20 protein-coding genes and 1 pseudogene are annotated in these 21,928 nt (G+C 69.8%); 7 read left to right on the top strand and 14 right to left on the bottom strand.

Annotated elements, in window-relative coordinates; translation table 11 throughout:
- Positions 1-173: 173 nt before the first annotated feature.
- Positions 174-284, top strand: a pseudogene (locus tag ACQHII_RS43165) (IS5/IS1182 family transposase); the annotation flags it as partial.
- A 286-nt stretch (positions 285-570) separates the two neighbouring features.
- Here the strand turns inward: ACQHII_RS43165 and ACQHII_RS43160 are convergent.
- The 5 genes from ACQHII_RS43160 to ACQHII_RS43140 form a co-directional block, all read right to left on the bottom strand.
- Positions 571-864: a hypothetical protein gene (locus ACQHII_RS43160; RefSeq protein WP_427925569.1), complete on the bottom strand. Its 294-nt coding sequence runs from the start codon at positions 862-864 to the stop codon at positions 571-573.
- A gap of 198 nt (positions 865-1,062) precedes the next feature.
- The gene (locus tag ACQHII_RS43155) at positions 1,063-1,794 is read right to left on the bottom strand and encodes a histidine phosphatase family protein (RefSeq protein WP_427924379.1); all 732 of its coding nucleotides are present in this window, start codon (positions 1,792-1,794) and stop codon (positions 1,063-1,065) included.
- Positions 1,791-3,299: an FGGY-family carbohydrate kinase gene (locus ACQHII_RS43150; RefSeq protein ID WP_427924378.1), complete on the bottom strand. Its 1,509-nt coding sequence runs from the start codon at positions 3,297-3,299 to the stop codon at positions 1,791-1,793. Before ACQHII_RS43150 ends, ACQHII_RS43155 begins: the two co-directional genes overlap by 4 nt.
- Positions 3,300-3,525: 226 nt before the next feature.
- Positions 3,526-4,329 carry a DeoR/GlpR family DNA-binding transcription regulator gene (locus ACQHII_RS43145; protein ID WP_427924377.1) on the bottom strand — a complete coding sequence of 268 codons (804 nt, stop codon included), beginning with the start codon at positions 4,327-4,329 and terminating at the stop codon, positions 3,526-3,528.
- Between the two features lie 89 nt (positions 4,330-4,418).
- A complete protein-coding gene (locus ACQHII_RS43140; RefSeq protein ID WP_427924376.1) occupies positions 4,419-5,021 on the bottom strand; it encodes a VOC family protein in 603 nt (200 codons plus the stop codon).
- On the opposite strand from ACQHII_RS43140, the gene ACQHII_RS43135 reads away from it, so the two are divergent.
- On the top strand, positions 4,909-5,493 hold the full coding sequence (locus ACQHII_RS43135) for an NADPH-dependent FMN reductase (RefSeq protein WP_427924375.1): 585 nt from the start codon (positions 4,909-4,911) through the stop codon (positions 5,491-5,493). The two genes, ACQHII_RS43140 and ACQHII_RS43135, sit on opposite strands and share 113 nt — an antisense overlap.
- Positions 5,494-5,505: 12 nt before the next feature.
- Here the strand turns inward: ACQHII_RS43135 and soxR are convergent, their stop codons facing one another.
- Positions 5,506-5,997 carry a redox-sensitive transcriptional activator SoxR gene (gene soxR / locus ACQHII_RS43130; RefSeq protein ID WP_427924374.1) on the bottom strand — a complete coding sequence of 164 codons (492 nt, stop codon included), beginning with the start codon at positions 5,995-5,997 and terminating at the stop codon, positions 5,506-5,508.
- Positions 5,998-6,008: 11 nt separating this feature from the next.
- The gene (locus ACQHII_RS43125) at positions 6,009-6,440 is read right to left on the bottom strand and encodes a MarR family winged helix-turn-helix transcriptional regulator (protein ID WP_427924373.1); all 432 of its coding nucleotides are present in this window, start codon (positions 6,438-6,440) and stop codon (positions 6,009-6,011) included.
- Positions 6,441-6,635: 195 nt separating this feature from the next.
- Here ACQHII_RS43125 and ACQHII_RS43120 point away from each other — a divergent pair, with 195 nt between their 5' ends.
- The 4 genes from ACQHII_RS43120 (at position 6,636) to ACQHII_RS43105 (ending at position 10,675) form a co-directional block, all read left to right on the top strand.
- The gene (locus tag ACQHII_RS43120) at positions 6,636-8,132 is read left to right on the top strand and encodes an MFS transporter (RefSeq protein ID WP_427924372.1); all 1,497 of its coding nucleotides are present in this window, start codon (positions 6,636-6,638) and stop codon (positions 8,130-8,132) included.
- Between the two features lie 144 nt (positions 8,133-8,276).
- Positions 8,277-8,441 carry a hypothetical protein gene (locus tag ACQHII_RS43115; RefSeq protein ID WP_427924371.1) on the top strand — a complete coding sequence of 55 codons (165 nt, stop codon included), beginning with the start codon at positions 8,277-8,279 and terminating at the stop codon, positions 8,439-8,441.
- A gap of 21 nt (positions 8,442-8,462) precedes the next feature.
- Entirely contained in the window at positions 8,463-9,365 is a 903-nt protein-coding gene (locus tag ACQHII_RS43110; RefSeq protein WP_427924370.1) for an alpha/beta hydrolase, read from the top strand.
- Positions 9,362-10,675, top strand: coding sequence for an MFS transporter (locus tag ACQHII_RS43105; protein ID WP_427924369.1), 1,314 nt, complete (start codon positions 9,362-9,364; stop codon positions 10,673-10,675). Before ACQHII_RS43110 ends, ACQHII_RS43105 begins: the two co-directional genes overlap by 4 nt.
- Before the next feature lie 66 nt (positions 10,676-10,741).
- Here the strand turns inward: ACQHII_RS43105 and ACQHII_RS43100 are convergent, their stop codons facing one another.
- The 5 genes from ACQHII_RS43100 to ACQHII_RS43080 all read right to left on the bottom strand — a co-directional run bounded on the left by ACQHII_RS43100 (position 10,742) and on the right by ACQHII_RS43080 (position 18,036).
- Positions 10,742-12,526 (bottom strand): RICIN domain-containing protein, encoded by a 1,785-nt coding sequence (locus ACQHII_RS43100; RefSeq protein ID WP_427924368.1) that lies wholly within the window; start codon positions 12,524-12,526, stop codon positions 10,742-10,744.
- 186 nt (positions 12,527-12,712) lie between these two features.
- Positions 12,713-13,534: a carbohydrate ABC transporter permease gene (locus ACQHII_RS43095; RefSeq protein ID WP_427924367.1), complete on the bottom strand. Its 822-nt coding sequence runs from the start codon at positions 13,532-13,534 to the stop codon at positions 12,713-12,715.
- Positions 13,531-14,514 (bottom strand): carbohydrate ABC transporter permease, encoded by a 984-nt coding sequence (locus ACQHII_RS43090; RefSeq protein WP_427924366.1) that lies wholly within the window; start codon positions 14,512-14,514, stop codon positions 13,531-13,533. The genes ACQHII_RS43095 and ACQHII_RS43090 overlap by 4 nt, the downstream gene beginning before the upstream one ends.
- 172 nt (positions 14,515-14,686) lie before the next feature.
- Complete coding sequence (locus ACQHII_RS43085; protein WP_427924365.1) at positions 14,687-15,940, bottom strand: sugar ABC transporter substrate-binding protein; 1,254 nt, start codon at positions 15,938-15,940, stop codon at positions 14,687-14,689.
- A gap of 89 nt (positions 15,941-16,029) precedes the next feature.
- Positions 16,030-18,036, bottom strand: a complete 2,007-nt coding sequence (locus ACQHII_RS43080; RefSeq protein ID WP_427924364.1) for a glycoside hydrolase family 127 protein — start codon at positions 18,034-18,036, stop codon at positions 16,030-16,032.
- Between the two features lie 253 nt (positions 18,037-18,289).
- Between ACQHII_RS43080 and ACQHII_RS43075 the strand changes: the two genes are divergently transcribed.
- A complete protein-coding gene (locus ACQHII_RS43075; protein WP_427924363.1) occupies positions 18,290-19,309 on the top strand; it encodes a LacI family DNA-binding transcriptional regulator in 1,020 nt (339 codons plus the stop codon).
- A gap of 221 nt (positions 19,310-19,530) precedes the next feature.
- Here ACQHII_RS43075 and araD read toward each other — a convergent pair whose 3' ends face one another.
- Together araD and araA are read right to left on the bottom strand one after the other, a co-directional pair.
- Positions 19,531-20,253, bottom strand: coding sequence for an L-ribulose-5-phosphate 4-epimerase AraD (araD, locus tag ACQHII_RS43070; protein WP_427924362.1), 723 nt, complete (start codon positions 20,251-20,253; stop codon positions 19,531-19,533).
- Positions 20,254-20,284: 31 nt separating this feature from the next.
- The gene (gene araA, locus ACQHII_RS43065; protein WP_427924361.1) at positions 20,285-21,802 is read right to left on the bottom strand and encodes an L-arabinose isomerase; all 1,518 of its coding nucleotides are present in this window, start codon (positions 21,800-21,802) and stop codon (positions 20,285-20,287) included.
- Between the last annotated feature and the right edge of the window lie 126 nt (positions 21,803-21,928).

Below are 21,928 nucleotides of genomic sequence, written 5' to 3'. Positions count from 1 at the left end.
GACGGATGCGGACGTCGTCGCGAGAGGGCTTTTTGAGGCTTTTGATGGGTTGTCGTCGCCTGATCGTGTGGGTCTGGGGTGTCCGGGCTGGTTGGCGGGCCTGGGCGTGCCGGGCTGTCCGGGCGAGCGAGCGCAAGTCCTACAAGAGTCACTGATCCGATGAGCGGTGGGCGTTGATCGAGCCGGTGATCGCGGCATGGAAGGCCGCGCATCCGCCGGTCAGCGGTCACCTGGGCCGGTACGAGATGCGGGAGATCGTCAACGCGATCCTGTACCAGGGCCGGATCCCCGGCCGGATCTGCCCGACAACCCCGCCCACCAGCACATCCTCGTCGTCTTCGCCGACCGCCGACAGCCCCCGCGCGCCCTCGACCTGTGCGAAACCCTCGACCTCGGCTTCGAACCGAACCGCATCGAGGGCATGCGCTCCAAGCTCAGGCGCCTCGTCAGCCGCGGCATCCTCCCCGAGACCGAGCCGGGCCTGTTCACCCGGACGCGCCCAGAGTTCGCCACCGAGACCGGCGACCAGCACGCCTCACCCAACCCCAACGGCGAACCCGACATCAAGTCTCAAGAAGGCACTCTCAGGCGCACCTGCGGCTTGGCGAGGTGGCCGGTGCCGAGCGCGTCGAGGGCGCCGTCCGCCGACTGTGCCTTCGCCGCTCGACCGCCGTGATCCAGCTCCTCGACGCGGGCAGGCCCATGCGGTTCGTCCGCATCGCCGAGGAGACCGGGCTGGGCAACGGCTTCACCCGGAAGCGGCTGATGCGGCTTCAGCTCGACGGACTGGTCGCCCGCACCGGACCGCGCCACGTCGATCCGTACGTCCTGACCGACGCCGGGCGGGCGCTGGGCCCGGTCCACGCACCCACCGGGCATAGGAGCAACCCCGTCGCCGCACCGTGTCCCGCCGTTGCCCCGGCCGCGGCGGCACTGCGCCGGAGCACCGCCACGCCCGAGCTCCCTGTTCAGCCGCGCCCCGCGGCCACAGCTGCGGGCAGATCCGAGCCAATTCAGACGGCAACCGATCCGTCTTCTGTGGCGACTAGCAAGCGGGAAGGCTTACGGGACCGGCTGGGACGGTCCGTCGGAGACGCACAGGCGCGAGTTCATCGACAGCAGGGACACCGGCTGATGCCGGTCGGCGGAGATGGCGATCTCGCTGATCTTGGCGTTGTCCAGCCGGGGGAACGTGCTCCGGTAGTTCTTGACGGGCACGCCGAGCAACGCGCACAGGCCGAGGCGCAGCAGGGTGTTGTGCGCGACGACGAGCACCCGGCGGCCGGGGAACTGTTCGGCGATCGTCCGCAGTGCCCGGGCGGAGCGCAGTGCGGCGTCCGCGGGTGACTCCGAGCCGGGAAAGGGGTGGGCCACCGGGTCGGTGCGGAAACGGCGGACCATGTCCGGGTCGGCTGCGGCCAGTTCGTCGAGGGTGTGGCCCTCGGCGACTCCGAAGTCGACCTCGCGCAGCTCGTCGACCACCCGCAGCGCCACACCGACCGCCGCGGCGGACGGCGTCGCGGTCTCCACGGCCCGGCGGACCGGGGAACTGACGACGACCTCGGCCTCGTACTCGCGGGTCCAGGCGGCCAGTACCTCGGCCTGGAGCCGGCCCCGTTCGGTCAGGTCGATGTCACTGTGGCCACCGGCGTAGCGGTTCTCGGCGTGCCAGACCGTTTCACCGTGCCGGGCGAGGGCGAGCCGGGTGACGGTGCGTTCGCCGGGGGTGTCCCGGATGAAGGAGTCGGGGGTGTCCCGGATGGAGGAGTCGGGGGTGTCGCCGGTGGGGGTCATCGCGTCGCTCCAGAGTTGACCAGCACGCGCGCGGCGAGATCGCCGTCGAGCCAGCCTCGGTCGGTCAGTTCGTCGAGGAATCGTTCGTATCCGGGGCGCAGGGCCCGCCCGCGTTCCCGGTCGGGCACGTACTCCTCACGCACCCGAACCATGCGTTCCGAGGTCTCGGCCAGTCGTCCCGGTTCGGCCGCCGCGAGGACCGCCATCCCGGTCGCGGCCTGCACGGACTCCGGCAGGACGGTGGTCCGGCCGAGCACGTCGGTGCGCAGTTGGTTCCACCAGGTGTTGTGCGTCGCGCCGCCGGACAGGGAGACCGGGCCGGTCACGTCGGCGCCGAGCACGCCGAGCACGTCGTAGGCCAGTCGCTCGACGTAGGCCACCGACTGGCAGAGCGCGGCGAAGCGGGCCGGCTCGCTGACCGTCGCCTCCGGGGCGAGGAAACCCTGTGCCTGCGGCGCGACGAAGGGGAAGCGCTCCCCCGTGCCGTCCAGCGCGTAGGTCACGCCGGGTGCCGGTACGAGGTGTTTCGCCTGCTCGGTCAGCGCCTCCAGCGCCCGGGCGTCCCCGGGGAACGTCCTGGCGATCACGCCGGCGCCGGTGCTGGAGGCCCCGCCCGGCAGCCATCCGCCGTCCGGGTTGCGGTGGCAGTAGACGGCACCGTGCCGGTCGTGGACGAGGGAGGAGGTCGAGCCCTTGATGGTGAGTGTGGTGCCCAGGGCACTGCTCCAGCTGCCGGGGCGCAGCGCGCGGGAGGCGATCTGCGCCGCGCAGCCGTCGGTCATCCCGGCGCGCACCGGGGTACCGGGGGTCAGTCCGGTGGCCTGCGCGGCTTCCGTTCCCACGGTGCCGATGACCGTGCCGGGCAGCACGACCTGAGGCAGTGCGGCGGCGTCGAGCCCCAGGTCCGCGAGGATGTCCACCGGCCACTCGCCGGACCGCAGGTCGACCCCGCTCTTCAGGGCGTGGGAGGTGTCGGTCGCCACAGCGGCGCCGACCAGGCGGCCCACCAAGTGGTCGGACTGGTGGACGAGACGGTCTCCGGTACCCACGGCTCCGTGCTCGGACAGCCACATGAGCTTGGGCAGCGCCCACGACTCCTGCATCCGGTAGCCGAGCACGTCCCAGAGGGCGGCACCGGCCGTCCGCGCCCGCTCGGCCTGCGACGACGCCCGGGCGTCGTCGTACATGAGCGCCGGTCCGCGGGCCAGTCCGTCGGAGCCCTGAACCAGCACGGTCCCTGAGGTCGCGTCCAGCGAGAGCGCCTCGACCACGACGTGCGGGCCGGCCTGGTCGACGGCCGACCGGACAGCGGTGACCAGGGCCGTCCACCACTGGGCGGGGTCCTGCTCGTGACGGCCGCCTTCGCGACGGCCGTCGGGGACGCCGGCTGCGCCCGACCCGAGGTGCTCACCGTCCGGTCCGAGGAGAACGGCGCGCACACCCTGTGTGCCCACGTCGATACCGCAGTACGCCGTTATCTCACGAACGCTGCACGGTGATGTCATCCGGGAAAACCTCCACACGCTGCGAGGACGCGCTGACACATCTCGGTAACCTGAGATGCGGCGAGTGAGATTTAACGCTAAGCGTGTGAAATTTAGCATGACCCCAGATCGAAACTCCTGCCAAGTGTTACGGAAAGTGATCGTCAGCCCGCGGGCTCACATGCGAGTGCCCCCTGCGCGGCGCGGGCTGCGCAGGGGGCACTCGGGAACCGCTGGGCCGTCGGCGTCAGTCCCCGACCGAGGCGACGCGGACATCGGCGCAACTGGCACGCAGGTCGGCCAGAGTCTCCGCATCGATGCCGTCGTCCGTGACCACGATGTCGAACTCCGAGACATCACAGAGCACATGAGCCGCGCGCCGGCCGAACTTGGCGTGGTCGACGAGCAGGACACGACGTGAGGCGTGCGCCATGAACGCCTGACGCACCATCACCGTGGCCTCCGAACGGTGCAGGCACTTGCCGTCGCGAACGGCGGTGGTCGACATGAAGAAGACGTCCGCGCTCAGCAGCGCGATCGCCTCGATCGCCTGGCGCCCGAAACACGCCTCCTGCCGCGCGTGGTACTCGCCCCCCAGGAGCTGGATCTGAACGCCCGGGACCTCGCCGATCTCGGCGATCACCGGCAGGAAGTTCGTCGCTATGGTCATGGGCGGATGGGACACCAGCGAGGGGACGAGCCCGAGCGCCGTGGTGCTGTCGTCGAGAAAGACCGTCTGCCCACGGGTGATCAACCGAGACGCCTCTGCCGTGATCGCCGCCTTCTCCGCCGACATCGCCGACATCCGGTCACGGACCCCCGCCTCGGCGAGAGCGGACGGATTGGCGGTCGCGGCTCCACGCGTCTTGATCAGCCAGCCCTCCGCCTCCAGAGCGTCCACGTCACGGTGCATGGTCATCAGACTGACGTCGAACCGCGCCGCCAACTCGTCCAACCGGGCAGACCCCTGCGCCAGGACCTGCGCCCGAACCTGTTCACGCCGGGCTCCGGGCCCCCGATCACGTATGGCACCCACCTCTGGATTCTTCACGGTCCCACCATAAGGTGACCGGGCCGGACCACCCCGGACCGCCGGCACGATCACCGCCCGGAGCGGGACCGGAGGGCCGGGGCCGCCGCTCATCCCACCTGCTTCGCCCGACGTTCGAAGTCGTCGCGGTCGGCCTGGGGGCGCAGTTCGTTGAGGGCGTGGACGACGCAGAAATCCTGGCCGGACGGATCGCGCATGATCACCCAGCAGCCGGGATGCTCGGCCCAGCTGCGGTCGACCATGGTCGCGCCGATGCTTGCGGACGCGGTCGCACAGACCGCCTGGCAGGTTGTCGAGATCGCCAACCTCAACGAACCGGGCCAGACGGTCGTCTCGGGTGGGGCGGCGGCGGTGCTGAGGAACCGCCCCGTCGCCACCGCGCGCCCAACTGGCACCGGCTGGAACGCGCGCTGCGCCACAGCGGCGCCCGGGGCTGGGGCCGGGAACACGGTCAGGTACGCCGGCCGTCGACGGCCGGCGCCTCGGCACGGCCTTGACTTCAACCTTGGTTCAACTTTCAGACTCGGTGACAGAGCCCTCCGCTCGCTCAAGCACGTCACGAACCCGAGGAGACGACGTATGCCTGCCGCACCCCTGCGCCTTGCCGTGATCAACAGCAGTGTCAGGGAGGGCCGGTTCGGCCCGACCGTCGCCCGCTGGTTCGTCACGCAGGCCGAGGAACGCGCCGACATGGAGGTCGACCTGATCGATCTCGCCGACCACGCGCTGCCGCACCAGCTGTCCCACTCCCCCGGCAAGGAGGTGACCGCGCTGCTCGGCGGGGTGTCCCCGCGCCTGGCCGAGGCCGAGGCATTCGTAGTGGTGACACCGGAGTACAACCACAGCTTCCCGGCCTCGCTCAAGAACCTCATCGACTGGCACTACACACAGTGGCAGGCCAAGCCGGTCGGCTTCGTCTCCTACGGCGGACTGGCCGGCGGTCTGCGTTCGGTGGAGCAACTGCGCCCCGTCTTCGCCGAGTTGCACGCGGTGACCGTGCGGGACTGCGTGAGCTTCCACAATGTATGGGGCCAGTTCGACGAGACGGGCACCCTCACCGACCCCACCGCCGCCAGTACCGCCGCCAAGACCCTCCTCGACCAGCTGGTCTGGTGGGGTCTGTCTCTTCGCGAGGCCCGGGAGAAGCGCCCCTACTCCTCGTGATCCTGGACCGTCCTACGAGGCGTTACTGACGGTGGACGCCTCGTAGGACACCCCACCCGGGGCGGCACTCAGTCCACAGGCCCCAGGTCCGGCATCACCGAGGACGTCGCACGGGTTGATCAGGGCACAGCCGTCGAGGGAAAGACAGCCACAGCCGATGCAGTCGGTGAGTTTGTCCCTCAGTTTCAGCAACAGCTCGATGCGCAGGGTCAGTTCACCGTGCCACCCGCCCGAGACCCTGGCCCAGTCCTCCTGCGTGGGCGTGCGCCCCAGCGGCAGCAGACTCAATGCCTCACGGATCTCCGCGAGCCGGATGCCCAGGCGCTGCGAGGCCCGGACGAAGGCAACCCTCCGGAGCGTGTCCCGGGCATAACGGCGCTGGTTGCCACCCGTACGACGACTGTGGATCAGTCCCTGGCGCTCGTAGAACCGGACCGTCGAGGCAGGCACTCCACTGCGCCGCGCCAGCTCCCCGACCGTCAGTTCGTTCTGCTGCGGATCCATGGTCACCCGACTCACTGGGTTCCCTGCGCGAGGCGGACCAGAACCTTGTGGAACTGCTCGCGCTCGGCCCCGGTGAACCCTCCGAACATCGCCTCGTTCGCCTGCTCGACCACCTTGTCCATCTCCTTGAACAGTCGGCGCCCTCGCTCGGTGCACTTGACGAGGTTCCGGCGGCGGTTGGCCGGATCCTGCTTCCGGGAGACGGCTTTGCGCTCCTCCAGGTCGCTCAGGAGCACGACAAGGTTCCCGGCGTCCAGTCCGAGCGCCCGCCCCAGCTCGATCTGCGTGCACTCACCGAGTTCGGCCAGTCCGGCCATGACCCGGTAGTGCTGCATCCGCAGGCCGGTCGTATCGAGGTAGTCGCAGAGCAGTCGCTGCGCACGCAAGGCGGCGCCGGACAGCAACCACACATCCAGTTCACCCAGGCGTCCGTACACGGTCATGGAAGCAAGTCTACGGGACAGTGTTGCACCGACCAACGATTGCCCCCTATCGTTATGCGAGACAACATTGGTCCGCACAATGATCACCGTCGGTCGAGCTCCGCAATGCCAATCTCCCCTCACCTGCGGTGACTTGACGATGCATCAGAGATGCCAGGGCCGCCGCATCCTGCCGTCCCAGAAGCGAGAACTCTCATGGCTGAAGCTCAAACCGCCGCGCCCCCAGCCGGTGCCGCCGCCCCGGACGCGCGGCGCTGGCAGGCTCTGGTCTACATCGCCGTCGCCCAGCTGATGGTCTCGGTGGACTCCACCATCGTGAACATCGCCCTGCCGTCCGCCCAGCGGGCGCTCCACATCTCCGACAGCAACCGGCAGTGGGTCGTCACCGCCTACATGCTCGCCTTCGGCGGGCTACTGCTGCTCGGGGGCCGTATCTCCGACATGATCGGCCGCAAGCGCGCCTTCCTCATCGGTGTGATCGGCTTCGGCCTGGCCTCGGCCCTCGGCGGTGTGGCGATGGACACCGGCATGCTGCTGACGGCCCGCGCCCTGCAAGGCGCGTTCGGTGCCCTGCTCGCACCGGCGGGCCTCTCCTTGCTGGCCGTCACCTTCACCGAACCGGGCGAACGCGCCAAGGCATTCGGCGTGTTCAGCGCGATCGCCGGCAGCGGCTCTGCCGTGGGCCTCATCCTCGGCGGCGTCCTGACCGAGTACCTCAACTGGCGCTGGTCCCTCTTCGTCAACGTGGGCTTCGCGCTGGTCGTGGTGGCCGGCGCCCTCGCCTTCGTACGGAGCGAGGAAGGTGAGACGGAGCGGACGAAACTCGACATCACCGGCACACTGCTGTCCGTCGCCGGCGTCGTGGCCCTCGTCTATGGGTTCACGCTCGCCGACACCGAAGGCTGGACCGCGACGCCCACACTGGCCCTCTTCGCCGCCTGCGTGGTCCTGCTCGCGCTCTTCGTCGTCGTCGAGAAGCGGAGCGCCGCGCCGTTGCTGCCCCTGCGGATCGTGACCGAACGCAACCGGGCGGGCGTGTTCGCCTCTCAGGCTCTCGCCGTGATCACGATGTTCGGTCTGTTGCTCTTCCTCACCTACTACTTCCAGGAAGTCCGCGGCTACAGCCCTCTCATGACAGGTGTGGCGTTCCTGCCCATGGTCGCCGGCATGCTGATCGGTGCGGGGCAGTTCGCCAGCCGCATGATGCCGAAGATGGCGCCGCGCTGGATCATGGGCCCCGGCTTCTTCGTCGCCGCCCTCGGCATGCTCCTGCTGACCCAGCTGGACGTGAACTCCTCCTACCCGCTGCTGGTCCTCCCCGGCCAACTGCTGTTCGGCATCGGCCTCGGCCTCGCCTTCACCCCGGCGATGAGCCTGGCCACCCATGGCGTCGACGACAACGAGACGGGCGTCGCCTCGGCGATGATCAACGCCTCCCAGCAGCTGGGGGGCTCGATCGGTACGGCCCTGCTCAACACCATCGCGGCGAGCACCACCGCCACCTGGCTGGCCTCGCACAGCGGCGGAGCCGACCTGGAGAACCGTGCGGCCGTGCACGGCTACGCCGCCGCCGTGTGGTGGACGGTCGGCATCCTGGTGCTGGCCGGCCTGGTGATCCTGTTCACCAGCAATCTGCCCAAGCCGGACCAGAGTGAGAACGCACCCGGGGAGGGCACCGCCGTGCACATGTAGGGCAGGGCGTCCCCGTACAACCAGAGTCCCGCGACCGCTGACGCGTCCGACGCGTCGGCGGTCGCGGTCGTTGTGCGGCCGGGCCCTGCGTAGTTGCCACAGGTACACAACACGAGACGGGTGAAGGGACTGGTGAACGGGCGAATGACGAACCAGACGGAAGACAGGACGAACACGAGGGACACGACAGCCGTGGCGGCCGCCGTCGATCTGCCCGGCGGCACCATCCCTCAGGCTCCTCTCCCCAACACCCCGGACGACGAGGACGACTTCGCCTTCGAACCACACATCGTCCGGGGCCTCGACTGACCCCGGAAGGAACTCGTCGCCATGTCCCTGTCCCACCCTTGTGCTGCCGCCCCGCTGAACGACGGTGATCACGATCCGGTCCGCGAGATCACTGTGGACGCCGGCGGCATCGCCCTCTCCGGACTGCTCGCACAGCCGACGACCCCGCCTCGCGCCCTTCTGATCGCCCTGCACGGCGGAGGCATGAGGGCCGGGTACTTCCACGGCCGGGCCGATCCGGCCACCTCACTGCTCGCCCTCGCCGCGTCCTGCGGGTACGCCGCCCTCGCCCTCGACCGCCCCGGCTACGGCCACTCTGCCGCCCAACTGCCCACAGGCATGGGCCTGTCGGATCAGGCGGACCGACTGCGCGCGGCCGCGCGCGCCTACCGGCTGAGCCGTTCCTGCGGTGCGGGAGTCTTCCTTGTCGGGCATTCGATGGGCGGGAAGGCCGCGTTGCGGGTCGCGTCCGGCTGGACGGACGGTGGCCTGCTGGGCGTGGATGTCTCGGGTGTCGGGAACAAGTGGTCGGCTACCGCGCAACGAGTGAACGGCCGGGCCGGCCGCCTGTCGCACCGGATGCACTGGGGACCGCTGGCCCTCTATCCGCCCGGCACCTTCCGGCTGGCCGACGCGCTGATCACCCCCGTACCGGAGGAGGAGGCCCGCGAGATCCCGGACTGGCCGAAGGCGTACCCCGAGGTGGCCAGGGACATCCGGGTACCGGTGCGGTTCACCTTCGCCGAGCACGAACAGTGGTGGTGCAGCGATCCCCACACGGTGCGGGCCATGTTGGGCCGGCTGGGCTCGCCACTGGCGCGAAGCGAGCACCTCGCGAGCGCGGGACACAACATCAGCCTCGGCAGGACGGCCCGCGCGTACCATCTCCGGGTCCTCGCCTTCCTGGAGGAATGCATCACCCTCGCAGACACTGGCGCGCCGTGAGGAGCGGGAAGTTTCTGCGCGACATGGCGGCCTCCCTGTGGGTCCGCAACTTCCGGATCTTCGCCCTGGGCCAGCTGGCCTCGGTGACCGGAACCTGGATGATGTTCACCGCCCAGGACTGGCTGGTACTCCGCATGTCGGGCAACTCCGCGACCGCGCTCGGCGCGATCACGGCGGCCCAGTTCACACCGGTCCTGCTGCTGTCGCTCGCGGGCGGCCGCCTGGCCGACCGGCTGGACAAACGACGGCTGCTGATCGCGGCGAACACCGTCTCCGGGCTGCTCGCGCTGGCTCTGGGGGCCGCCGTCCTGTCCGGCCGTGCCGAGCTGTGGCACATCGTCGTCTGCGCGTCCGCCGCCGGACTCGTGAACGCCGTCGAGATTCCGGCCCGGATGTCCTTCATCAGCGAACTCGTGGACACGGACCTGGTGCCGAACGCCTCGGCCCTGAGCGCCGCCTACTTCAACGTCGCCCGCGTGCTCGGACCCGCTACGGCTGGCCTGCTCATCACTTCCGTGGGCGTCGGCGGCGTCATGCTGCTCAACGCCGCCAGCTATCTGACCACGGTGACCGGACTGTGCCGCATTCGCCCGGCGGAACTGCGCCGGACCGACACCCCGCGGGCAGGCGGCGGGGTGAAGGACGGTCTGCGGTACGTGGCCGCCCGCGGGGATCTGCTTCTGCCGCTCACCCTGACGGCGGCCGTCAGCCTGGTCGGCTTCAACTTCCAGGTAACCCTGCCGTTGCTGGCCCGCACGGTGTTCCACACGGACGCCTCGTCCTTCGGGCTGCTGACCGCCGGCATGGCGACGGGCTCGCTGCTGGCCGCCCTGGCCACCACCTTGCGACGCGGCCGACCGGGCGAGCGGACGGTCCTCGTCACGGCGGCGGCCTTCGCCGTTCTCACCGCGCTGTCCGGGCTGGCGCCCACGTTCACCACGGCGCTTCTCTGTCTGAGCCTCACGGGCTGCGCCATGGTGGCCTTCGCTCAATCGGCCAACCACCGCGTCCAGCTCGGCACGGATCCGGCCTACCGCGGCCGGGTCATGGCCCTTTACACCCTCCTGTTCCAGGGCACCACGCCCTTCGGCGCGCTGCTCACCGGCTGGCTCGCCACCAGGGCGGGCGCCCGCAGCGCGTTGTTCATGTCCGGGACGCTCTGCCTGATCGTGGTGCTCATCGCATGGGCGGTCTCCGACACGCGAACACGGACGAAGGCCCGCGCGGACGGCCGCCGGTACCTCAGGCACGGCAGGCATCCCGGGCGGGCCCGAGTGGAGAAGGAAGATCACAGTCCCCGACTGGGTTGACCGGCGAGGCGGCCCCGCGCCCGCCATGGGCGGCGGGCGCGGGGCCATGGGACGGAGCGACGCGGGCTACCTCGCGGTGAGTGTCCACAGGTGGTCGGCGGTGCCGTTGTCGGACCACTGAAGGACCTGGGCACCCGAGGAGGTGCTCATGCCGTTCACGCCCAGCAGCAGTCCGCTGTTGTAGTTGGCGATCTTGTAGTAGCCGCCGGCGGCCGGGAAGACCTGCCAGAGGTGGTCGGCGGTTCCGTTGTCACCCCAGATCAGGGCCGTACCGCCGTCGCTGGTACTCATGTTCTGGATGCCGAGGAGCAGCCCGCTCTTCTGATTGACGATCTTGTACAGGCCCGAGCCCGCCGACACCAGTGTCCAGTTCTGGTCGGTGCCCGTGGTGGAGGCGGACTGGACTACCGAGGTGCCCGCGGCCGTGCCCGCGCCGCTGGTGTCCAGGGCCAGGCCACTGTTCTTGTTGGTGATCTGGTAGCGCCCGGCCAGGGACGTGGAGGTACCGCTCGGGGTGATCACCAGGTGGTAGCCGTCGGAGGCGTTCATCGTCACCGGCACGGTGATGGAGCCGCCGGAGACCGTGTAGTCGGCGTCGGAGACGGTGATCGGGCCGGAGGAGGCCGTCGTCCGGCCGGTGTCGGGGCTGTACTCCAGCTTGACGTGGACCGTGCTGCCGAACGCGGACAGCGAGGACAGGCCGTTGACCTTCACCGCGCAGGAGCCGGTGCAGCCGCCCGCGACGACCCTGATCTGGTTGCCCGAGCCGTTGAGGGAGGCGAGCCCGTCGATGCCGGTCTGCGCGGGCGGTGTGGTGACCAGCATGTTCCCGGACATCTCGCCGTACCACTTGTACGTCCAGTACGAGCCGTTGGGCGAGCCGCCGGTGTCGGTCAGGGTGTCGCCGAGGGTGCCGTAGTGGTTCCAGAAGGCCAGTTCGGCGTCGTGGACGCCCGCGCGCTCGAACTTGGCGGCGTAGCCGATGAGAGCGCCCGAGTTGCCCATCTCGCTGGGCGTGCCGTACTCCTCGATGGAGATCGGCCGCGGGCTGATGCCGAGGCTCGACTCCAGCGACCGGTATGCGGCGACGTCGGCGGCGATGTTCTGCGAGCCCTGCAGCTCGTGCCAGGCGATGACGTCGGGGACGGTGCCGCTGGCCTTGGCGTCGGTGAGGAAGGTGGTCATCCAGCTGAGGTTCCACGCCGAGTAACTCGGGCCCTGGATCGGGGTGTTGGCGTCCTTGGCGCGGACCTCCTTGTACGTCCTCGCCCAACCGGCGTCGAAGGCGCCCGCGTCGGTGGTGTCCCAGGTCCAGTCTGGCTCGTTCCACAGTTCGTAGGCGGCGATGTTGCCGGCGCCGGAGGACTGCACGGACGCCACCTGCTTGTCCACGGCTGACAGCCAGTCGCTCCAGCTCACCCACTTGTAGGGGAAGTCGGGGTACCAGTCCGGCATGCGGACGACGACCTTGGCGCCCGCGCGGGCCGCCTTCGCGGCGACGACCAGGGCGTCACCGGCCGGGCTGGGCTCGCCGTTGGGGAGCTGGGAACCGCCCGGGGCCATCTGCACGAAGGTGTTGGGCTTCAGCGCGTTGACCAGGCTGTCGGCGGGAGTGCTGTCCGAGGCGAGGCCGTAGAGACTGCCGGTCGCGACGTGCGTGACGGAGCGCAGCGTCTGGTCGGCGTTCACGACGAGGGTCGTGGACGAGGTGGGGGTGGCCTGGGCGGGTGCGCCCGCGAGGAACACGGCGGTGGTGGCGGTCAGCGCCGTGGCCAGAACGGCGGCGACGGCCCGGCCGTGGGGCCTGCCTCTGCGGGCGAGGGATGTCTGACGGTGGCTCAGGTATGACATCAGCGGCTCTCCTGAAGGACGGGTGGGGAGGTGATGCGGCGGAGCGGTAGGCGGGAGGCGCGCGGCACCGGACCGGCGGCCCTCCGGTCGGTTGCGTGCGTGGTGTCGTGCGACGGGGTCGAGGGGCGCGTCGGGAGGAGCCCGGCTCCGTCCGTTCGGCGCCCCCCGGACAGTGGGCACCTCGGGTCAGTCCTTGACCGCGCCGGCGGTCACGCCCGCGGCGACGTAGCGCTGGGCGAGGACGAGAAGTACGGCTGCCGGGATCGACGCGACGACGGCGGTGGCCATGATCGCGTTCCACTCCTGGTTGTTGTTGCCGATGTACTTGTAGATGCCGAGGGTGATCGGCCGCAGATCGCCGCCGCCGTCAAGGGTGTTGGCGAAGACGAAGTCGGACCAGGCCCACAGGAAGCTGAACAGCGACACGGTGACCAGGGCATTGCGGCTCACCGGCAGGACGATCGACCAGAAGGTGCGGAAGGTGCCGGCGCCGTCGATGCGGGCCGCGGAGATGAGTTCGCCGGGGATGCCCGACATGAACGCGGTGAAGATCATCACGCCGAACGGCACGGCGATGGTCGAGTCCGCGATGATCAGTCCCCACCAGGAGTTGAGCAGGCCGGCGTCGAGGAAGATGCCGTAGAAGCCCATCGCCATCACGATCCCGGGGATCATCTGGGCGACCAGGAGGAGCAGGCTCAGCAGGCCGCCGCCGCGTGGTCGCAGTTTGGCCAGGGCGAAGCCGGCCGGGGCGGCGAGGACCAGGGTGAGGGCGACCGTGCCGAGGCCGATGAGCAGGCTGGTGCCGAGGTAGGGCATCTGGTCGTCGAGGACGGCGCGGTAGCCCTCGAAGGTGGGGTGCAGGGGCAGCAGGTCGGGTGGGGTCTTGCGCATGTCCTGCTGCGGGGTGAGGGACACGTTGAGCATCCAGTACACCGGGAACAGCATCACGGCGGTCAGCAGAATGCCGATGACGGTGTAACGGCGGTAGCCAGTAGGGGACTTCATGCTTCCTGCCTCCTCTGGACGCGGATGTAGAGCAGGCCGAAGGCGAGCGCGATGAGGATGAGGATGTTGCCGACGGCCGCGCCGGGGCCGAACTTCGGCAGCAGCGTGCCGAAGCCGAGCTGGTACGACCAGGTGGCGAGGGTGGAGGAGGCGTCGCCGGGGCCGCCCTTGGTCATGATCCAGATGAGGTCGAACACCTTGAGCGTGTAGACGAGTCCGAGGAGCAGGGTGATCGCCGACACCGGGCGCAGCAGCGGGAAGGTGATCCGGCGGAACTGCTGCCAGGCACCCGCGCCGTCCAGCGAGGCCGCCTCGTACAGCTCGGCGGGGATGTTCTGGAGCCCGCTGTAGAGGATGACCAGGTTGAACGGGATGCCGATCCAGACGTTCGCGATGATCACCGAGGTGAGCGCCCACTGGGGGGAGGTGAGCCAGTCGACCGATGGGGCCCCGACCAGGTGAAGGCCGTAGTTGACGACCCCCGACTCGCTGTTGAGCATCCACGACCAGGTCGACGCCGACACGATCAGCGGCAGCAGCCACGGGATCAGGAAGAGCGCCCGCAGCGTGGGCGCCAGGCGGAAGTGGCGGTTGAAGAAGACCGCGAGGGCGAGTCCCGCCACGTACTGGAACGCGATCGACACGAAGGTGAAGACCATGGTGTGGCGCATCGCCGGCCCGAAGGTCGGGTCGTCCAGCACCGTACGGAAGTTGTCCAGGCCGGAGAACGGCGCGTCCCCCTGCACGAACGACCGGACGGTGTAGTCCCGCAGGCTCAGGTCCAGGTTGCGGTAGAGCGGATAGACGTAGAACACGGCGAGGTAGCCGACGAGCGGGCCGACGAAGGCCAGCGCGGTCAGCAGGTTTCTGCGGCTCTGGCGACGCCGGGGCGCCGACATGCCCTTCCGCTCCTCGGGGCCGGGCCCCCCGGGGCTGGCCGGGGACCACCGCGAACGGCGGTCGTGGTGGGCGATGGTCATGCGAACTCCTGGATGCGGATCGAGATGCCCGGGGCGGGCGCGGCTCGGGCGGCGGGGCCGGGGATCCGGCGGCGGACGGGGCATGATCCCTGACGGTCGTGCCCCGGCCCGCCGCCTCGCCGATCCCCTGGGCTGCTGCGGTACGACGAACCGCGTGGTCGTCGGCCGAAGGTCAGCCGTTGCCCTTGGCGGCGGCCGTCTGCGCGGTGTCGAGGGCCGCCTGCGGGCTCTTGCCGCCCGACAGGGCGTCCTGCACGGCGGTCCACATCGGCTGGGAGATCGTCGGGTACTTGGTGCCCAGACCGCCACTGGTACGGCCACGCGCCGCCGCCACCGCGGCCACCCACGGCTTGAGTTCGGGGTTCTGCTTGACCTGCTCGGCCTGCACGGCTGCCGTGGGAGCGACGTACTGCAGCGTGGTGTCGGTGGGCAGCAGGTTCGCGTCGCTGGTCAGACACGTGACGATCTTCTTGCTGACGTCGTAGCGCGCGGTGTCCTTCTGCACCGGCACGGTCACGAACTCGCCGCCCGTCGGCACCGGCGCCGAACCGCCGTTCTGCCCCGGGATGCTGATCACGCCGTAGCCGAAGCCGGCCTTGTCCGCGTTGCCGAGCTGCCAGGTGCCGTTCTCGCTGAACGCGTAGTCGCCGGTGGCGAACTCCTGCCAGCTGGTGGTCTGGGTGTTCTGGAGCACGTCCTTCGGCGCGTATCCCCCGTCGACCCACTGCTTCCACAGCGACAGCGCGGCCACGCCCTTCGCCGAGTTGAGCTTGGTCAGGTCGCCGCCCGCGCCCCAGAACCACGGCAGGAACTGGAAGCTGCCCTCCTCCGTGTTGATCGCGGAGAACGTGATGCCCTTCTTGCCCGCCGACTTGACCTTCTTCAGCGCCGCCGTGAGCGAGGCCCAGTCCTTGATCGAGGCCGGATCGACCTTGGCCGCGGCCAGGATCTTCTTGTTGTAGTAGAGCGCGAGGGTGTTGGCGCCGATGGGGACGCCGTAGGAGGCGTTGTCGATGGTGCCGGCCCCGATGATGTTCTTCTGGATAGTCGAGGTGTCCAGACCGAGGTCGGTGGTCTTGTTGAGGATCCCGGCCTCCACCAGCGTGGAGACGACCGGGTTGTCCACCAGCATCACGTCCGGCGCGTTGCCCTGCTGGGCGGCCAGCAGAGCCTTGTTGCCCAGGTCCGAGGTGTCCATGCCGGTGCGCTTGATCTTGACTCCGGCGTCGGTACCGCACTTGCTGACGAGCTTGCCCCACGCCGAGGAGGCGTCGAACTGCGGGTACGGGTCCCAGAAGCTGTACGTCTTCCCGGACGCGCCGGAGGAGGAGTCCGACGAGCTGGAGCCGCCTCCACAGGCGGTGGCGGAGGCCAGGGTGCCGACGACGGCGACCGCGGCGATCAGGTTGCGACGGGTGGTTCTCACGGGTGACCTCGTTGTCTTGGGGTGGTGCACAGGGAGCGGGGAGGGAGGAGAGAAGGGACGGGCAGGGCTGATCGGAGGTGAAGGGGGATTCAGGTGGTGGGCAGCCAGACCCGCATGCTGCCGTCCTGGCGGTTGGCCCACGCGTAGTAGGGAATGGCGGTCAGTTCGACGGGTTCCCCGGGGGACGTCACTACGGTGCCGGTGTCGGGTCCGGCGGACGCGTAGGGCCACCAGCCCTGGTCGGGGATGTGCCGGCGGTGTCCGGTGGCCACGACGGTGACGAGGCCGCCGAGCAGGTCGGGGCGGTCCTTCACGGCCAGCGGCACTGTGGTGTCGATGACCATGTCGTCCAGGCCGCCACCGGGGTGGTCGACCTGCTCCAGGCAGTAGACGAGCGGTCCGCGTTCGATCGCGACGCAGCCGCGTACGGCGTCCACGCGGGGGTCGGCCTCGGTGAGGCGGGGTGCGAGCACGAGTTCGAGGACGACCTGGTCGCCGGGGGCCCAGGTGCGCTCCAGACGCAGCCAGCCGTCGGTGACGGGGGCGTCGGCCTGGTCGTAGACCGTGTCTCCGCACCGGACGCGGTACTCGCGGCACCACTGCGGAATGCGCAGGGAGAGCGTCCAGGGGCTGTCCTGGGGCGTCTGTTCCACGGTCAGGCCGATCGTGCCGTGCCAGGGGTAGTCGGTCTGGGCGGTCACCGTGACCGGACCGCCTTCCAGGTGGCCCGTGTAGCGCCCGGTGACGTACTGGTGGATCTGCAGGCCGCCGGTGTCCGTGGTGGCGAGGTAGTGGTTCAACGAGGCCAGCAGCCGCATGACGTTCGGCGGGCAGCAGGCGCAGCGGAACCAGCGGGTGCGGCGGGCCGACTGGTCGCCGCCGGTGTCTGTGTGGCCGTCGCGGACCTGGAGCGGGTTGACGTAGAGCCAGCGCTCGCCGTCCAGCGACACCCCGGCCAGGAAGCCGTTGTACAGCGTGCGCTCGATCAGGTCGCTGTACCGGGCCTCGCCGGTGAGCAGGGCCATCCGCCAGCTCCACTGGACGGAGGCGATGGCGGCGCACGTCTCGCAGTAGGCACGTTCGTTGGGCAGTTCGTACGGGTCGCCGAAGTCCTCCTCGTCGTGGTGCGCGCCGAGTCCGCCGGTGAGGTGGGTCTTGGTGGCGGTCATCGCCCGCCACAACCGCTCGCCCGCCGCCCGGAGTTCGGCGTCCCCGGTCTCCGTCGCCAGATCGGCGGCGGCTGCCAGCAGGTACAACTGCCGTACGGCGTGGCCTTCTACGTTGTCTGCCTCACGCACCGGCACCCGGTCCTGGCAGTACGCCTCGCCGCCCAGCAGGCCGTGGCCGAACCGGTCGACGAAGTAGCCGGCCAGATCGAGGTAGCGGCGCTCGCCGGTCTCCCGGTACAGCTCCACCAGGGCGGTCTCGACCTCGGGGTGGCCGTCGATGCCGTCAATGGGCTTTCCACTCCCGGGAAGGCCGAAGACGGAGTCGATGTGGTCGGCGAACTTCCGTGCCACGTCGAGGAGTTGGGGCTGGCCGGTGGCTCTGTGGTGGGCGACGGCCGCCTGGATGAGATGGCCGGCGCAGTACAGCTCGTGACCCCAGCGCAGGTCCTTGTACCGCTCGCCCCCCTTGAGCAGCTGGAACCACGTGTTCAGGTAGCCGTCGGGCTGCTGGGCGTCCGCCACCAGGGCGACGATCCGCTCCACGTCGTCGGCGAGCTCGCGGGCCTGCGCGTCGTCGGCGTCCGGTGCCCACTGGGCGAGCTGCCAGGACGCGGCCTCCAACCACTTGTAGACGTCCGAGTCGACGAACGGGTACGCGCCCTTGAACTCGCCCTCGGCCGTGCCCGCCACCACACGCAGGTTGTTCAGGTTCCCGGCCGACTCCAGCAGACCGGGCCCCTGCGGCACGGAGGTCCGCGCGTTCACCTCGCGACGTGTCTCCCAGAACCCGGCGCTCACCTCGGCGGCGGCGGGGGTGAGGGCGGTCGTGGCACCCTGGCCGAGGCGGACCGGGCCCATGGGGGCGCCGTCCGCTTCGAGCGCGGTCGGGCGCTCGGGGGTGGGCACGGTGGGGCGTGTGCGGGGCATGGCTCTCCGAAGATATGAGGGAGGCGGATCGGGGGTCCGGCGTGCGGCTGACGTGTCCCGGAACCGTACGGGCGGTACTCCGCCTCGTGGACCCGTTTGAGCAAACGTTTTTCTGACCGGAAAGGTATGGAGGTGGGCATCGACAGTCAAGACGTGCGACGAAGTATTTTCTGCTCTCTGCATCACTACTGGTCAGCCGTCGCGAAGAGTGCCAGGATGGGCCGACCACGACCCCTAAGAAAAGGATTGCGCAGTGACCGCCGTTTCAGGTTCCCCGGCAAACGGGCGGGCGAAGCTCGCCGACGTCGCGAAGCTGGCGGGCGTCAGCGTCGGAACGGCCTCGAAGGCACTGAACGGCGGCGGCAGAATGCGGCCCGAGACCCGGCAGCGGGTACTGGACGCCGTTGAGGCCCTCGACTTCCGGCCCAACCAGTACGCGCAGAGCCTGCACACCGGCCGCAGCTGGACCGTCGGCCTGATGACCACCGACGGCATCGGCCGCTTCAGCACCCCTGTGCTCCTCGGCGCCGAGGACGCGCTCGGCGCCGGAAAGATCTCCGTGCTGCTGTGCGACACCCGCGGCGACACCATCCGCGAACAGCACCACCTGCGCAACCTCATGGACCGCAGGGTGGACGGCATCATCGTCACCGGCCGGCGCACCGACCCACGGCCGCCGCTCAAAGGTGTCTCGCCGATCCCGACGGTCTACGCCCTCTCGCCCTCCACCGACCCGGACGACATCTCCGTGGTCTCCGACGACCGCAGCGGAGCACAGCTGGCCGTCGAGCACCTGCTGGCGTCCGGCCGTACCCGGATCGCGCATGTCACCGGTCCCGCACACCACGCGGCCGCCCGTGACCGTGCCCGGCACACCCTGGAATTGGTGGAGCGCTCCTCGCTGGAGCTCTCCACCGGCCGGGTCCACTTCGGCGAGTGGAGCGAGGCATGGGGACGGCGCGCCACGGAAGCGGTGTTGCGCACCGCACCGGACACGGACGCCTTCTTCTGCGGCAACGACCAGATCGCCCGGGGGGTCACCGACGCCCTGCGCGAGAACGGCCTGGACGTCCCCGGCCAGGTGGCGGTCGTCGGCTACGACAACTGGGATGTGATGGCGCTGGCCTCCCGTCCGCCCCTGACGACGATCGATACGGATCTCACCGAGATCGGCCGGCAGGCGGCCCTGCGGCTGCTGAGTGCCATCGGTTCCGAACCGGCGCCCGGCCTGCACACCGTCCCGTGCCGTCTCGTCGTCCGCGAATCCACCTGAGCCGGAGCCGCCGCGCGACACAGGTGTGGCCGACACGGGCCGGTATCACCCGGCATCCGGTCGGCTCCGCCGCGCGCTCCGTCCCTGTCGCAGAACGAGCCGGAGCCCCGACGCCGCGAACCGCGCACGGCACTGACCGGCTCGCGGACCCCCACGGACAGGTAGTGCCCGCCGACTCGGCGAGCCGATGGGCACCGCCCCTGGAGCGAGGAAAACCACGGTCATAGTGCCGTCGGTGCGGGGTTGCCGTAGTAGGCGTCGGGGCCGTGCTTGCGGGTGTAGTGGCGTTCCACCAGGTGTCGGGGCGGTGGGCCGGTCGGGGAGAGAGCGAGGGTGTGGATGGCGATGTCGGCGACGGCTTCGCAGATGATGGCGTGTTCGAGGGACTTGCGGGGGGTGGTGCCCCAGGTGAAGGGGCCGTGGTTGGCGACGAGGGCGGCCGGGACCTCGGCCGCCTTCTGGTCGTCGCTGTCCAGCAGGTCGACGATGACGCGGCCGGTGTTGTACTCGTAGTCCTTCGCGCACTGTTCCGGCGTGAGGTCCGGGGTGCAGGGGATGGGCCCGTTGAAGGTGTCGGCGTGGGTGGTGCCCAGGACGGGTATGTCGCGGCGGGCTTGGGCGAAGGCGACGGCGTGGGTGGAGTGGGTGTGGGTGATGCCGCCGATGGAGGGGAAGGCGAGGTAGAGGCAGCGGTGGGTCTCGGTGTCGGTGGAGGGGCGCAGGTCGCCGTCGACGACCTTGCCGTCGGCGAGCCGTACGGTCACCAGGTCGTCGAGCGAGAGGTCCTCGTAGGGAACCCCTGAGGGCTTGATGACGAAAACCCCGGCCTCCCGGTCGATCCCGCTCACGTTGCCCCAGGTCAAAGTGGCGAGGCCGACCTGGGGGATGGCGAGGTTCGCTGCGAGTACCTCTTGGCGCAGACCGTCGCGGACGTGCAGGTTCATCAGTCGTTTCCTTCTGCGTGCGGCACTCTGCTCACAGGGCCTGGGCGAGGCGGTGGTAGGCGGCGTTCCAGCGGATCTCCTTGGCGAACTGTCCGGTGCTGGTGGTCTCGTCGATGGTGAGGAGTTCCACGCCGGTCATAGCGGCGTAGTCGGTGAGGGTTTCGGTGTCGACGGCGGAGCTGAGGACGGTGTGGTGCGGGGCGCCCGCGAGCAGCCAGCTCTCGGCGGACTCCGCGAGGGAGGGGCGCGGCTTCCAGACGGCCCGGGCGACCGGCAGGCGGTGCAGGGGTTCGCTGGGGGTGACGACGTCGACCGTGTTGGCGGTCAGCCGGAAGCGGTCGCCGAGATCGGAGAGGCCGACCACTGTGGCGGGGCCGGGTGCCGCGTTGAAGACGAGCCGGACGGGGTCCTCGCGGCCGCCGATGGACAGCGGGTGGATCTCGCAGCTGGGGCGGTCGGCGGCGATCGAGGGGCAGACCTCCAGCATGTGGGCGCCCAGGATGCGCGGGGTGCCGGGGCCGAGGTGGTAGGTGTAGTCCTCCATGAAGGAGGTGCCGCCGGGCTTGCCGGTGCCCATGACCTTCATCGTGCGCAGCAGCGCGGAGGTCTTCCAGTCGCCCTCGCCGCCGAAGCCGTAGCCGTCGGCCATCAGGCGCTGGACCGCGAGACCGGGCAACTGGCGCAGCCCGCCCAGGTCTTCGAAGTTGGTGGTGAAGGCGGTGAAGCCGCCCTCGGTGAGGAAGGTACGCAGACCGATCTCCTGGCGGGCCGCGTAGACGAGGGAGTCGTGGCGGATGCCGCCGGGGCGCAGGGCCGGGACGACGTCGTACAACTCGACGTAATCGGCGGCGAGTTGGGCGGCCTCCTTGTCCTCGACCTGATCGACTACGGCGACCAGGTCGTTGACGGCGTAGGTGTTCACCGAGTAGCCGAAGCGCAGTTGGGCCTCGACCTTGTCGCCCTCGGTGACGGCGACGTCGCGCATGTTGTCGCCGAAGCGGGCAAGGCGCAGGGTGCGTGAGGCGTGGCGGCCTACGGCGGCGCGTGCCCAGGCGGCGACGCGCTGGACGACTCGGGGGTCGGTGGCGTGACCGGCGACGATCTTGCGGTCGATGCCGAGGCGGGACTCGATGTGCCCGAACTCCCGGTCGCCGTGGGCGGCTTGGTTGAGGTTCATGAAGTCCATGTCAATGCTGGGCCAGGGCAGCGACAGGTTGTACTGGGTGTGCAGATGCAGCAACGGCCGGTCCAGGGCGCTGAGTCCGGCGATCCACATCTTCGCCGGGGAGAAGGTGTGCATCCACACGATCACGCCCACGCAGGTGTCGGAGGAGCTCGCCTCCTGGCACAGCCGGCGGATCGCGTCGGCGTCGGTGAGGACGGGCTTCCACACGATCCGGACCGGGATCTTCCCCGGGCCGCCGAGGATCTCGGCGATACTGCGGGACTGCTCGGCCACCTGGTGCAGGATGTCGTCGCCGTAGAGCCCCTGGCTGCCGGTGAGAAACCAGATCTCCTGGTCGGGGTAGGGGGTGCTGCTGGTGTCCATGAGGGTTCCTTACGTGTGATGGGTCTCTTCAGGTGTCGCCGATGGAGAACTCGGGGTGAGGGCGTGACCGTGTTCCTGGCGAACCTCCGGTGCGCGGAGGATCCGACACGGTCACCGAGGCTTCTG

The sequence above is a fragment of the Streptomyces sp. cg40 genome (assembly GCF_050320165.1).
GTDB lineage: Bacteria > Actinomycetota > Actinomycetes > Streptomycetales > Streptomycetaceae > Streptomyces > Streptomyces hokutonensis.
Note: the sequence above shows the minus strand (reverse complement) of the source record. Positions and strands in the feature narration are given on the sequence as shown.

Excerpts from the sequence above, each read along its gene's own strand:
- ACQHII_RS43155 (WP_427924379.1), bottom strand. The coding sequence starts at position 1,794 with ATGACCCCCACCGGCGACACCCCCGACTCCTCCATCCGGGACACCCCC.
- ACQHII_RS43150 (WP_427924378.1), bottom strand. The coding sequence starts at position 3,299 with ATGACATCACCGTGCAGCGTTCGTGAGATAACGGCGTACTGCGGTATC.
- ACQHII_RS43135 (WP_427924375.1), top strand. The coding sequence starts at position 4,909 with ATGCCTGCCGCACCCCTGCGCCTTGCCGTGATCAACAGCAGTGTCAGG.
- ACQHII_RS43140 (WP_427924376.1), bottom strand. The coding sequence starts at position 5,021 with ATGTCGGCGCGTTCCTCGGCCTGCGTGACGAACCAGCGGGCGACGGTC.
- soxR (WP_427924374.1), bottom strand. The coding sequence starts at position 5,997 with ATGGATCCGCAGCAGAACGAACTGACGGTCGGGGAGCTGGCGCGGCGC.
- ACQHII_RS43125 (WP_427924373.1), bottom strand. The coding sequence starts at position 6,440 with ATGACCGTGTACGGACGCCTGGGTGAACTGGATGTGTGGTTGCTGTCC.
- ACQHII_RS43120 (WP_427924372.1), top strand. The coding sequence starts at position 6,636 with ATGGCTGAAGCTCAAACCGCCGCGCCCCCAGCCGGTGCCGCCGCCCCG.
- ACQHII_RS43115 (WP_427924371.1), top strand. The coding sequence starts at position 8,277 with ATGACGAACCAGACGGAAGACAGGACGAACACGAGGGACACGACAGCC.
- ACQHII_RS43110 (WP_427924370.1), top strand. The coding sequence starts at position 8,463 with ATGTCCCTGTCCCACCCTTGTGCTGCCGCCCCGCTGAACGACGGTGAT.
- ACQHII_RS43100 (WP_427924368.1), bottom strand. The coding sequence starts at position 12,526 with ATGTCATACCTGAGCCACCGTCAGACATCCCTCGCCCGCAGAGGCAGG.
- ACQHII_RS43095 (WP_427924367.1), bottom strand. The coding sequence starts at position 13,534 with ATGAAGTCCCCTACTGGCTACCGCCGTTACACCGTCATCGGCATTCTG.
- ACQHII_RS43090 (WP_427924366.1), bottom strand. The coding sequence starts at position 14,514 with ATGACCATCGCCCACCACGACCGCCGTTCGCGGTGGTCCCCGGCCAGC.
- ACQHII_RS43080 (WP_427924364.1), bottom strand. The coding sequence starts at position 18,036 with ATGCCCCGCACACGCCCCACCGTGCCCACCCCCGAGCGCCCGACCGCG.
- araD (WP_427924362.1), bottom strand. The coding sequence starts at position 20,253 with ATGAACCTGCACGTCCGCGACGGTCTGCGCCAAGAGGTACTCGCAGCG.
- araA (WP_427924361.1), bottom strand. The coding sequence starts at position 21,802 with ATGGACACCAGCAGCACCCCCTACCCCGACCAGGAGATCTGGTTTCTC.